The organism is Pseudomonas sp. GW821-FHT11G12, assembly GCF_058808055.1.
Genome location: NZ_JBXARH010000004.1, coordinates 1 through 12,555 on the forward strand (window position 1 = coordinate 1; position 12,555 = coordinate 12,555).

Below are 12,555 nucleotides of genomic sequence, written 5' to 3' on the forward strand. Positions count from 1 at the left end.
ACTACGCCTTTTAGCCGCCTCCATTACGTCCTCCTGAAAATAGATCAGAAGGTGTAAACCTTATTCAGGACGGGACAGGACGATTAAATAAATCTGTCCCCTTTTTGGAAATAAATCTGTCCCCTTTTATGTGGTCCCCTTTTATGTGCTTTTATGTGTCCCCTTTTATGAAATGTGGCCTAAAGTTAGCAAAGTTAGCAAAAGAAGCTCTATTTCCCAGCTCCTCTTCGATCCGAAGAAGCTGGTTATATTTCGCCGACCTCAACACAATAGGAGCAGCGGGCTCATAGAGAATCAATCCAATTGTTGCGCGCGCTTCTCGCCTAAGCTCCAAAATAGTGTCGGCGCAACCCGCCTTAAGCACACTGAGAATTTCCTCATTACTTTTTTCCGCAGGCAGACCAGTTACAGAAATAGATTTCATAGCAGTATCTCGCGATCATATAAAACGAAGGAGACAACAAGAGCCTACAACAAAGAGGGGAAGGCCCAATTCTTACCCGATCCAAATTTTAACAACTGAAGCCCAACCTATAATTGCGCGCTCACCTCCTCAAAGCCAAACAAAACAAAAACAAAGCATTAAAAGCATTAAAGGGGACAGATTTATTTTCCAACCCCACTTACCAAAAGTATCAACGTAACCATCCGCGGCCGCACCTGACAGAAATGACAGTTTTTAATACTTATTCAGAACAACCAAAATTCCGAACAACTATAAGAAGCAAATAACACAGACTTATTTAATGAGTCCCCTCAGCTCAAGCGGATACATTTTCTGACACATCCCGCCAACTTCAGCCTCGCCACCTTCTAAGCTTCATCCGTCAAAACAAGGACGTAGGAAGACTCATGCCCAGAACGGGACGCATCGTGCTACCGCACTACCCGCACCATATCGTGCAGCGCGGCCACAATAGGCAGGTTGTTTTCGCCGAGCCAGCGGACTTCGAGCGCTACCTCTCTGACCTGCGCGAGCTCAAGGAAGCATTAGGTATAAAAGTTTATGCCTACTGCCTGATGACCAATCATGTGCACTTGCTACTCGCCCCAGGGGAATCAACATCCAGCCTTGGACAGCTCATGAAAGCCCTCGCCGGGCGGATGACGCGGTATCGCAACAAGGTTGAGGGGAGGACTGGCACGCTGTGGGAAAGTCGCTACAAATCCAGCGTTGTTCAATCCGACACCTATCTATTGGCTTGCAGTCGCTACATAGAGCTAAACCCAGTGCGGGCCCGCATGGTGGCGCGTGCAGAAGACTATCGCTGGTCGAGTTTTACGCTACGCCTGAACGACTTCTCGAAAACCACATGGCTGGATAGGGATCCTTGCTTCCTGGAGCTAGGTCCTACCGACGCCATACGATGTGAACGCTACAAGTCGTTTGTCGAGGTGGCGCCCCCCTCAAATGAATTACAACTCATAAGGGGTGCACTTCAGCGGGGCCAACTGACTGGCAACATGAGATTCGTCGACGAAATCGAAAAAATCACCGGAAAACGCATTCAATTCAGAGACCGAGGACGGCCAGAGAAAAGTGCTTAACGTCAAAAGGGGACGATTAAATAAATCTGTCCCCTTTTGATTACATCTCTAACACCTGCACTTTATATTTGCGTTGAATTACAGCCTTGACACTGTCAGGCGTCGCCCCCTCAGGCAAGTCCGTGACCAAAAGCGTTTTAGTAGCCATTGCCGCGCCTCCTTGAATTCCATTAATAGATCCGTGCCCTTTGCACTCTGTTCTTAGCTCTTAACAACTTGAGCCAAAATCATACTTGCGCTTCCACTTCTGCAAATCCACTGTCAGAAATGCCAGTTTTTTATATTCATTTGAAATTGCAGCCATCACTGTTTCTTCTTTTCGCTGGCAGCCCGCCCCCCTCCTCCAACTGGATATCCCCCCAATCCCAATTATGCTCAATGAAACCCCGCCCTCCCGCGCGAGGTCCTGATTCTGTGCACGCTCCAAGAAACACCTGCTCCAGCACCAACCAAAGGCCTCGGGTACGCGACGTTGATGAAGTGCTCCGGCCTACAACAACAAGCACGACGGAGAACACCCATGGCAGTACTCGACAGCATGTCCACCGGCAGTGCCCCGCACCACAGCGTCAGCCGAGAAGAGCGCAAGGTCATCTTCGCCTCCTCCCTCGGCACGGTGTTCGAGTGGTACGACTTCTACCTCTACGGCTCGCTCGCCGCGATCATCGCCAAGCACTTCTTCGCCGGGGTCAACGAGACCACGGCCTTCATTTTCGCCCTGCTCGCCTTCGCCGCCGGTTTTGCGGTGCGGCCGTTTGGGGCGGTGGTGTTCGGGCGGTTGGGTGACATGATCGGGCGCAAGCACACGTTTCTGATCACGATTGTGATCATGGGGGTGTCGACGGCGATTGTCGGTTTCCTGCCCGGTTACGCGACCATCGGGGTCGCGGCGCCGATCATTCTGATTACCCTGCGATTGCTGCAAGGCTTGGCGCTGGGCGGTGAGTACGGCGGCGCGGCGACCTATGTCGCAGAGCATGCGCCGAAGGGCAAGCGCGGGTATTTCACGTCTTGGATTCAGACGACGGCGACGCTGGGGCTGTTTCTGTCGCTGCTGGTGATTCTGGCCTGCCGCACCGCTCTGGGCACCGAGGCGTTCGAGGCCTGGGGCTGGCGGATTCCATTCCTGCTGTCGATCTTCTTGCTGGCCGTGTCGGTGTACATCCGTCTGCAACTGAACGAGTCACCGGTGTTCATGAAGATGAAGGCCGAAGGCAAATCCTCGAAAGCGCCGCTGACCGAATCCTTCGCCCGTTGGGACAACCTGAAAATCGTGATCATGGCCCTGCTCGGCGGCACCGCTGGTCAAGCGGTGGTCTGGTACACCGGGCAGTTCTACGCGCTGTTTTTCCTGCTGCAAACCCTGAAGATCGACCCGCAGACCGCCAACCTGCTGATTGCCGGTTCGCTGCTGATCGGCACGCCGTTCTTCGTGATTTTCGGCAGCCTGTCCGACCGAATCGGGCGCAAAGGCATCATCATGGCCGGGTGCATTCTGGCGGCGGTGACCTACTTCCCGATCTTCCACGCGCTGACCCAGTACGGTAACCCCGACGTGTTCATCGCCCAAGAGAAGAACCCGGTCAAAGTGGTCGCCAACCCTGACCAGTGCTCGTTCCAGTTCGATCCGGTGGGCAAGGCCAAATTCACCAGTTCCTGCGACCTGGCGAAAACCATTCTGGCCAAACGGGCGATCCCCTACGAAAACGTGGTGGCGGAACCGGGCACCGTGGCCCAGGTGCGCATCGGCGACAAGGTCATCGAAAGTTTCGAAGGCACCGCCATGCCAGCCGCCGACTTCAAGACCCGCAACGACGCCTTCACCGCCAGCCTCGGTACCGCGTTGAAAGAAGCCGGTTACCCGGAAAAAGCCGACCCGGCCAAGACCAATTACCCGATGGTGCTGCTCCTGCTGACCGTGCTGGTGATCTACGTGACCATGGTTTACGGCCCGATTGCGGCGTGGCTGGTTGAGCTGTTCCCGGCGCGCATCCGCTACACCTCGATGTCGCTGCCCTATCACATCGGCAACGGTTGGTTCGGCGGGTTCCTGCCGACCGTGGCGTTCGCCATGGTCGCGGCCACCGGGGATATCTATTACGGCCTGTGGTACCCGATTGTCATCGCAGTGATGACGGCGATTCTCGGCATTTTCTTCATGCCGGAAACCAAGGATCGGGACATCCATCACACCTGAGGATAGAGCGCCGCCCGCTTCTGCAAAGAAGGGGCGGCGCCAGCCTCACCGTGTTTCCCAGCGTTGCACGGCAGGCGGGATTGTCGAAGCAGCCGTCACTGACGCATCGATTTCTTCCAGGCTCAAGTGCGCGGTTTCCTTGAGGAAGAACGAGCAGACCGCCACGATCCCCAACGCCACCGCGCCGTAAACTGCTACGCCAAACGCGTCGTGGTTGTTGGCGATCAGAATGGCCGTGGCCACACTCGATGCCGTCCCGCCTCCCAGCGCGGCACCGATCTGGTACGCCGCCGACATCCCTGAATAACGCATGTCCCGTGGAAATTGCTCGGCCAGAAACGCCGGGATCGGCCCTTGCGTTGCGCCCATGAAGGCACCGATCACGATGTAGGCGAGCGTGGAGATCAACAGGCTTTTCAAACCCACCAACGGGAAGAACATGAAGAACCCGGCCGCCATGATGAATGCCCCCAGGATCATCACCTTGCGTCGGCCGATTCGGTCGGAAAGCAAGGCAAACAGCGGCGCGGTGATGACAATGGCGACCGACAGCGCGATGTCGAAAATCAGTGCGTCGGTGCTGCCATAGCCCAACTGCGTGGCGTAGGACAGGAAGAACGTGCTGCCGATATACGCGATGGTCACGTAGCCAAACGCGATGCCGGTGCACAGCAACATGGCCCGAGGTCGCGCACGCAACGCTTCAATCAACGGCATGCGCCCGTGGACGTTCGGTTCGTTGAGTGACTGCGCCGGTTTCTGTAACCGCGCATACAGCCCGACCAGCACCAGCACACCGCCCAACCAGAATGGAATGCGCCAGGCAAAACCGGCGAGGTCATCGTTGGCCGCGACGCTGACCACGGCGAACACCGCCGAGCCGAGAATCCCGCCAATGCCGATGCCCATGCTGGTGAAACTGCCCCACAGCCCTCGACGCCCCACGGGTGCCGACTCGATGCCGAATAGCGCCGCCCCGCCCCACTCGCCTCCCGCCGCAAAGCCCTGCACCAGTCGCAGCAGCACCAGCAACGCCGGCGCGCCCAAACCGATCGACGCGTAGCCCGGCAGGCACCCGATCAGAAACGTGCTGAGCCCCATCAACAACAAGGTGATGACCAGCATTTTCTGCCGCCCGAGTTTGTCACCGTAGTGCCCGAACACCATGCCGCCCAACGGCCGGGCGAAGAACCCCGCGCCGAACGCGCCAAAGGCAACGAGCGTCGCCGTGAGCGGGTCCATCTGCGGGAAAAACACCTTCGGGAACACCAGCGCGGCGGCGGTTCCGTAGATCACGAAGTCATAGAACTCCAGGGCGGTGCCCATGCCGGAGACAAAGAAGGTTCTCAGCGCCGACGGTGAACCCGCCGTGCGTTCAGGGTGACTGGCCATATGGGGTGCTCCTCTTGTTGTTGTTTTTCGGGGCGTTGCTTCAGGGTTTCAGAAACGCTGGTAACCGTTTCTGGCCAACTGTTTCGGGTTGCCGGCGGCGTATTCGAGGACGCCCAGTTCGGTGTCGATGCCAATGGTCAGCAAGGTTTCCCAACGCTCGGTGGCCGGCATGCTCAGATCGGGGCGGAAGCAGATCGGTGCTTCCTCCCCGGCCGCGCCGCACATGGCATCGGCCCGAAGTATCAGGTCGCCCTCGGTCATGCCGCTCAGCAAGGCGTTCACATGGTCGATGCGGGCGTAGGTGGTCGAGGCGTCCGGCGTGCGTTCGCCAGCGCTCAGGCTCGGATCGAGGAAATGGTTGGTGTGGGTGATCCAGCCTTCGGCGTTCGGCAACACCACGGCTGTGGCGGCTGGCGACAGCTCGATGCTGGCGGCACGAAGGGTCGAGTCGGCGCGGGAGAACACCGTCAACACCGTGGACGCGCTGACCCGCGCCGAGCGCGCCAACTCGATGGCCTCTTCCACGCTGCGGGCCTGTTCCAGAATCCGTCGCGCAATCGCATGCACCGGTACACCGGCGGCGCCGTTGTCGCTGGCATGGTGAAGAATGTTGAAGTGCAGCCCGAGCCCGGCACTGTTCACGCCGATCTTGCCGAGCATGCCGAATTCGGTGAATAGCTTGACGGTCATCCCGGCGTCGGTGGTGAGTTGCAGGATCAAACCGTTGGGCACCAGCGTGTCGTGCCAGTCCCAGGTCTGAATCGTTTTTGGTGCCGCCGAGCCATGGGGGGCGAAGACCGCCGTCGAGCATTCGCCTTCAGTCGATGGCATAACGGCAAGGATTTCGGTGCGAGCATTGAGGGCCGCAAGCTGCCACAGCGGCAGATCCGCGCCTTCGGCCATGGCGACGATTTCCTCGGCCAGTGCCGGGCTCCAGTCTTCCAGGGCTTTCAGGCTGGCGTCGCCGATGTCGCGTACTTGCTGCGACGGAATATCGAGTTGATCGAAAAAGTCGAGATACAGCGCAACAGTCTGGCGAATCTGCGCGCTGAAGGCGTCACCGATCTGGTGCCCACGGGTTTGCGGGTTATGGGTGTCTGTGACGAAGCAATGAAGGTTCACGAAAGGGTTTCCTTTTTTAGTGTTGTAATCGGAGTACGGCTTACGGCTGGCGGCGATAGATTTCGCGGCCGGCGAAGAAAGTGTTGAGCACCTGGGTGTCGCGCAGGGCTTCGGGGGCGACGGTGAACACATCGCGGTCGAGCACGATCAGGTCGGCCTGCTTGCCGGGTTTGAGCGAGCCGATGCTGTCTTCAAGGCGCAGAACCTTGGCCGCATTCAGGGTGTAGGCCTGGAACATGGTCTGGCGGTCGATGTCTTCGGCGGCGTTGAGCACGCCTTTCGGGCCCTTGCGGCTGACGGCCTGGTAAATGGCTTTCCACGGTTCGGGCGTGGTGATCGGCCAGTCGCTGGCACCGGCAATGGTGGCGCCCTGCTTGAGCAGCGAGCGCGCCGGATAGGTGTACATGAAGGCCATGGCGCTGACGTATGGCTTGACCAGATCCATGCTCGATTCATCGGCGCTGGCCCAGTACATCTGCATCGAGGCGATGACGTTCAGCGCCTTGAACCGGGCGAATTCTTTCGGGTTGACCATCTGCAAATGGGTGATCGAATGAGCGATGCCGCTCTGACGATCCTTGCGCGCCTGCTCGATGCCGTTGAGTGATTCGCGCACCGCGCGGTCGCCGATGGCGTGGATGTGCACCAGCCAGCCACGGGCGTCGGCGGCGCTGACCAGCTCGCCAAAGTGCGCCGGGTCGATCAGCAACTCGCCGGACTTTTTCGAGTTCTTGTAAGGCTCCAGCATGGCTGCGCTTTGCGCGGGGGATTCAGCCACTCCGTCGGCGAACACCTTGATGCCCGGCAGCGTCAGGTTGTGCACGCCGAGGAACTGCTGGCGGACCTTGTCCAGCTCATCGAGGTCGGCAGGTGTGGCCTTCGAATCGGCCATCAGCAACGCGGCAACGTGGGCGGTGAGTTCGCCGTTTTCCGAAAGCGTCTTATAGGTTGGCAAGACGCCCAGCGAGTCGTTTTTCACGTCGGCGCCGGGCAGTTCGTTGGCCAGCGGGTCCATCCATCCGGTAATGCCCAGACTCTTGTAGTAATCCAGCGCGGCGCGACCGCCCGCCAGCAGCGCTTCATCGGTCGGCGGCGGCAACAGGGCCTGCACCGGGTAGAGCCCGGCATCCACCATAAAACCGTTCGGCTGTCCGTTTGGGTGATGACCGAGGGTGTCTTTCTCTTCGGGCTTGAGCGCCTGAATGCGCGCCGCATCGATGCCGGCACGTTTGAGCATCGCCCGATTCGCCCAACCGGTGTGCAGGTCCCAGCCCAGCAGCAACAGCGGCTGATCAGCCCACTCGCCCTGATTGAAACGCTGTTCCAGCGCGTCGGTCTGGCTCCAGTAGGTCGAAGGCAATCCGCCGACACTAAGGAACTCGCCACGCCGGGCCTTGCCGTCCTCGCGCCATTGGCGCAACCGCGATTCCAGCTCATCGAGCGGCAGCATCTGCCCATCGAGATTGGCCTGAAGCAGCTGCAAACCGCCCTTGATCGTGTGGGAGTGGGAGTCGATGAAACCGGGCATCACCACTTTGCCACCCAGATCGATCAGGCGGGTGTCGGCGGTCTTGAGGCGCAGCACCTGCGCATCCGAACCGACCGCCACGACCTTGTCGCCCTCGATGGCAACAGCCTGCTGCAACGGCTGGCCGGGTTCGGCGGTGTAGATCTTCGCGTTGTGCAGGATCAGGTCGGTGGCCGCCAGACTTTCCAGCGAGGCACAAGCCAGTGCGGACGACACCATCAGGGTCAGAAGCTGCTTCATGAGCGTTCTCGTTATTTTTGTTAGGCTGAGGCCAGATTAGCCAAGCCCACCGGATAACTGAATGCCGTCTCACGCACAACTTCTGTGCCCGCCAGGAATAGATCAATGGACAAAATGAGCGCCCTGACCATGTTCGTCGCCACCGCCGAACACGGTAATTTCAGCCGTGCCGCCGAGGTGCTCGGCAACACGCCGTCGGCCCTGACCAAGGCCGTGGCGCAACTGGAAGAGGAACTCGGCAGCCGCTTGTTCGACCGCACGACACGACGCATGGCGCTGACCGAGGCCGGGCGGATCTATCTGGAAGGGGCGCGTCAGGCGCTGTTGCAACTGCAACTGGCCAGCGAAGGCGTCGAACAGCTCAAGCACGAATTGCGCGGCGAGTTGCGCATCATCGCCCCGCCCTCCTTCGCCCCGGCCTTTCTCAATCAGGTGTGCTGTCGCTTCCTGAACGAGCACCCGCAGGTGAATCTCGAAGTGGATCTGAGCGACAACTACGACGACCCGGTCGATGGCAGCTACGACCTGGCGCTGCGTGACGGGCCGATCGACCTGCCGGGGGTGATCGCTCAACCGCTGGTGGAAAACCGCGTACAGCTCTGCGCCAGCCCGGCCTATCTGGCGCGCAAGGGCAGCGATGTGTCACTGGACAACTATCACCAGCACGACTGGCTGATCTTCCGTCATCCGTTGCTCAACCGGCATTTCTGGTGGGTCAAACAGGGCGAGCGACGCCTGCGCATGACCCAGCCGACGCCGCGCATCGCCAGCGACAATTACGATTTCCTGCTGGCCTGCCTGCTCGACGGCCAGGGCCTGCAATTTCTCCCGCAGTGGAGCGCCGCGCCGTATCTCGCCCGGGGCGAACTGGTGGAATTGATGCCTGAATACTGGCGTGAACCCAGCGCTTTCGGCCCGTGGATCTACGTGCTGTATCAGGCCCATCGGCGCAATACGCGCAAGGTGAAGGTGTTTATCGACTTCCTGAAGGCGCACTGGCAAACGCCGTAATCCGTTTGTGTCATGTCGCTGTCATTCTCGGTTGCTAACGTCCTCGCGCCTCTTTGCCCCGACTGCCAAGGTGACCCTCCCGGTGTACTCAAGCCCGACGCGCCAGACCATCATCCTCAGATCCGCCGATATGTCCTGCGACGACTTCGGCGCGTTGTTTTCCCGCATGTTCGGCAATCGTTATGGCGACACACCGCCACCGCCCAAGGACATCATCATCGGCGGCGTCTACGGGCGGCACGACGGGGTCAGTTTCCGGCGCATGCATTATCGGGGTGATTTCACCGTAGCGTTCCCCGAGCCCTACGATGAAATCACCTTTGTGATTCCCACCGCTGGCAGGATCATCTTCAACGACTCCGCCGAATCCCTGGGTTTGCCCCATATCGGGCTGGCGATCGACAAGGCGGACCTGCGCTCGATGCGTTTCGTCGACAATCACGCCCAGCACGGCATGTCGATCAGCCGCGCGGCGCTCACCGAACGCCTGTCCTCGCTGCTGGGACGACCGATCGTGCACAAGCTGCATTTCGAGCCGAGGGTGGATCTGAACAGCCCGGCGTTTCAGGGCATTCGCGCGCTGATCGATCTGGCCACCGGCACCGAGTTCGATCTGTTGTTGAACGCCGGTTCCCTGATGCCGTCGCGCCTGCGGGAAATGCTGGTGGACGCGGTGCTGGAAGCCTGGCCGCACAACTTCAGCGAAGCCTTGCGCCGCCCCGAGGCATCGATTGCACCTCGACATGTGAAGCAGGCCATCGAATACATTCAGGCGCATCCCGAGCAATTGGTCAGCGGGACGGATCTGGCAGGACTGGTGAACGTCAGCCTGCGGGCCTTGCAGGAAGGCTTCCGGCGGTTCGTCGGGACGTCGATTGTCGCGTATCAGCGCCAGGTCAGGCTGGAGCGGGCCTGCGAAGCGCTGAAGCACGGCCAATCGTCTTCGGTGACCGATGTGGCCCTGCAATACGGATTCAGCAACGTCGGCCGGTTCTGCCAGTATTTTCAGGATGCCTACGGCGTGAGCCCCGCAGAAATGCGAAAAGGACTGCGCTGAGGCAGTCCTTTTTCTTCACCTTCAGATTGATCAGAACTGATAACTGGCCTTGAGCCCGCCGCTGAAGCCGTGGCTGTCGCCCCCACCGCTGGCACCGACTTCGGCCCCCAGGCTCAGTGCGCCGAGGTTGGCCATCAGGTTGACGCCGCCGCTGAACTGATCGCGGTTGTCGAACGCCGCGCGTTGTTCGATATCCAGCCCCAGCAGGTGCCCTTCGCTGTCGACCTGATGATCGCCGAGCACACGCTCATAACCGACCCGCACGCCCGGCACCAGTTGCCACGCGCCCATGGGCATCGGGGCAAACGAGACGTCGAGATTGGCCACGGCGCTGCGCCGGGTTTGCTGGATGTCGTCGACGTCGAGGGCCAGTTCGCTGCCCTTCTCCTGGAAGCCCGACAGATCCAGACGACTGACGCGCAGGCCGAGGCTTGGCTCCAGAATCACACTGTTCACTGGCATGCGATAACCCAGCGCCAGCGTCGCGCCGCTGAGGTTGCCATGGGTGTCGCCCTTCGCCGAACCGAGGCCACCGCCGAGGTCGCGCTTGCTGTCGTAGTCGACGTAACCGGCGCTGATGTTGGCATCGACAAACAGGCCACGTTCAAGGCTGGCGAAGCCATAACGCGCGCCAAGGTCGAAGAAGGTGAAATCGGTATCGACCTCGCCACCCGCCCCGCCGACAGTGCCTTTGCTGTAACCGATGCCGCCGCGCGCGCTGAGTTGCTCGGAGAAGCGTTGGGTGACGCCGACCATCAGGCCCTGACTGTGTTCATTGCTGCTTTGCGCATGGGCCGAACCGTCGGTGCCCAGGTAGCCGGCGAGCGCGGTGCTCCACAACCGGTACTGGCCGACTTTGAGATCGGAACCGCTGGCGAATGGCGCGGCGGCTTGCTCGATCATCGCGTTTTGACGCAGCAGGTAACTCGCCGCATCGGCGTGTACTTGACCGCCGACGGTGGATTCGACGCCGCCAAGGGTGCCGGCCTCGATGGCCGATTGCAGGTAGTAGTTGTAGGCGCTGTAGGTGCCCGACAGTTTGCTGTTCTGCAACTCCTGCAACAGTTGCGCGCCAGCCGCGGCGTTGCCGATCAGCCCTGCCTGACCGGGCAGACTGTTGTACTCGACCATTTTGCCGCGCAGCACGTAAATGGTTTCCTGAGACAGACCCAACCCCTGTTTGAGGTAGTTGTCCATGCTGCCGTATTGCGCGGTCACCTGATCCAGGCCGGCTTGCAGGTAACTCGCCTCCACGCCCAGCAGCGGCGCGTAGATCGCGGCCATGCTCGGCGGCATCATCGCCAGGGTTTTCGCCACGCGGGCGGCGGTGTAATCGTTGGTCGCCAGGTAGTTGCTCATGATCGTGGCGTTGTCGACCCCGGCGATGCTTTGCAGCACAGCGGCCGTCCAGCCGGTGCGGTCCTTGCCGGCGGTGCAATGGAACAGCGCGGCACCGTCGACGCCGGCCAGTTCGTTGAACAGCACATTGAGCTGACCGCGCATGCCGGCGTCGCTGACAAACGCACGGTTGGTCTCCTGCATCATCGCAACCGCATCGGCCGCGCTTTTGAACGAGACGGTGGTGATGTTCGCATCCGACGTGGTGGCGCCGATGATGTCGATGTTCTGGTAGGTCGCGCCGCTGATCATCGTGTCCGGCGTGCCAGCGATTTCGCTGGGCGTACGCAAGTCATAAACGGCCTTGATGCCCAGACCGTTGAGGGTCGCCAGGTCCGACGCCGTCGGCGTCAGCGCGTTGGAGCGGTAGAACACACCGGCGCGCATCGTGCCGTCGTGGGTCGTTGAGTAGGCCGTGGTGATACCGGCGATATCGCGGAAGTTGTCGATGCCCTTCAGGCGCGGGGTATCAAGGTCGGCCGCGTGGGCGGCGGCGATGGACAGACTCAACACGGACAGCGAACACAGAAGACGTGGAAACACGATGCAGCCTCATTGGAAACCGGTTGGGCTGCCCACTATCTACACCGCAATATGACTGAATATGGCAAATCTTCGAAAAGCGTAAATGGCGGCGCGATCTGTCCGGCGGGTGCGCGTTCTGTCCGCGACGCGGACTAAATCCTCACCGTGCTTTGACGTTTTTTTTGCAAGACGCCACGTAAATTGCTCGCTTCGGCCATCCTGGGAACCGTCAATGAACGACGCAGACGAAGAAATCCTGACGCAAGCGGCGCACTGGTGCCTGCGTTTGCAAGACGATACCTGCACGCCTGACGAGCGCCTGGAATTCCAGCAATGGATTCAGACCGACCCGCGCCACGCCTTCGAATACGCGAAGATGCTCGAGGTCTGGGAGCTCAGCGATCAACTGCCGGACGAGCGCGACAAGTCGAAAAAGCGCAAGGCCACGACGCTGCCGTGCAGCTTCGAAGAGTTTCAACGCAACCTGGCGCAGCGCAACTGATGCGCCGCGATACGCCGGGGCTGTTGATCTGACGC

At 60.1% G+C, this 12,555-nt stretch carries 10 protein-coding genes; 5 read left to right on the forward strand and 5 right to left on the reverse strand.

The genetic code is table 11. From position 1 onward, the window contains the following. Nucleotides 1-151 precede the first annotated feature (151 nt). On the reverse strand, nucleotides 152-424 hold the full coding sequence (locus AC1RR7_RS14215) for a hypothetical protein (RefSeq protein ID WP_493157785.1): 273 nt from the start codon (nucleotides 422-424) through the stop codon (nucleotides 152-154). A gap of 428 nt (nucleotides 425-852) precedes the next feature. Between AC1RR7_RS14215 and AC1RR7_RS14220 the strand changes: the two genes are divergently transcribed. Then, the gene (locus AC1RR7_RS14220; RefSeq protein ID WP_493157787.1) at nucleotides 853-1,548 is read left to right on the forward strand and encodes a transposase; all 696 of its coding nucleotides are present in this window, start codon (nucleotides 853-855) and stop codon (nucleotides 1,546-1,548) included. 520 nt (nucleotides 1,549-2,068) lie between these two features. Beyond that, nucleotides 2,069-3,745 carry an MFS transporter gene (locus tag AC1RR7_RS14225; RefSeq protein ID WP_102621650.1) on the forward strand — a complete coding sequence of 559 codons (1,677 nt, stop codon included), beginning with the start codon at nucleotides 2,069-2,071 and terminating at the stop codon, nucleotides 3,743-3,745. A 45-nt stretch (nucleotides 3,746-3,790) separates the two neighbouring features. Here the strand turns inward: AC1RR7_RS14225 and AC1RR7_RS14230 are convergent, their stop codons facing one another. The 3 genes from AC1RR7_RS14230 to AC1RR7_RS14240 are packed head-to-tail and all read right to left on the reverse strand — an operon-like array spanning nucleotide 3,791 to nucleotide 8,027. After that, complete coding sequence (locus tag AC1RR7_RS14230) at nucleotides 3,791-5,137, reverse strand: MFS transporter (protein WP_493064656.1); 1,347 nt, start codon at nucleotides 5,135-5,137, stop codon at nucleotides 3,791-3,793. 48 nt (nucleotides 5,138-5,185) lie between these two features. Then, nucleotides 5,186-6,259 carry a C45 family autoproteolytic acyltransferase/hydrolase gene (locus AC1RR7_RS14235; RefSeq protein WP_493157789.1) on the reverse strand — a complete coding sequence of 358 codons (1,074 nt, stop codon included), beginning with the start codon at nucleotides 6,257-6,259 and terminating at the stop codon, nucleotides 5,186-5,188. A gap of 40 nt (nucleotides 6,260-6,299) precedes the next feature. Then, complete coding sequence (locus tag AC1RR7_RS14240; protein WP_493090547.1) at nucleotides 6,300-8,027, reverse strand: amidohydrolase; 1,728 nt, start codon at nucleotides 8,025-8,027, stop codon at nucleotides 6,300-6,302. 105 nt (nucleotides 8,028-8,132) lie between these two features. Here AC1RR7_RS14240 and AC1RR7_RS14245 point away from each other — a divergent pair, with 105 nt between their 5' ends. Next, on the forward strand, nucleotides 8,133-9,038 hold the full coding sequence (locus AC1RR7_RS14245) for a LysR family transcriptional regulator (protein ID WP_102621654.1): 906 nt from the start codon (nucleotides 8,133-8,135) through the stop codon (nucleotides 9,036-9,038). 82 nt (nucleotides 9,039-9,120) lie between these two features. Next, on the forward strand, nucleotides 9,121-10,095 hold the full coding sequence (locus AC1RR7_RS14250) for a helix-turn-helix transcriptional regulator (RefSeq protein ID WP_102621655.1): 975 nt from the start codon (nucleotides 9,121-9,123) through the stop codon (nucleotides 10,093-10,095). A gap of 30 nt (nucleotides 10,096-10,125) precedes the next feature. On the opposite strand, the gene AC1RR7_RS14255 is transcribed toward AC1RR7_RS14250, so the two are convergent. Continuing rightward, a complete protein-coding gene (locus AC1RR7_RS14255; RefSeq protein ID WP_493157790.1) occupies nucleotides 10,126-12,036 on the reverse strand; it encodes a tyrosine-protein phosphatase in 1,911 nt (636 codons plus the stop codon). A gap of 214 nt (nucleotides 12,037-12,250) precedes the next feature. On the opposite strand from AC1RR7_RS14255, the gene AC1RR7_RS14260 reads away from it, so the two are divergent. After that, nucleotides 12,251-12,520 carry a FecR/PupR family sigma factor regulator gene (locus tag AC1RR7_RS14260; protein ID WP_102621657.1) on the forward strand — a complete coding sequence of 90 codons (270 nt, stop codon included), beginning with the start codon at nucleotides 12,251-12,253 and terminating at the stop codon, nucleotides 12,518-12,520. The last annotated feature ends 35 nt before the right edge of the window (nucleotides 12,521-12,555 follow it).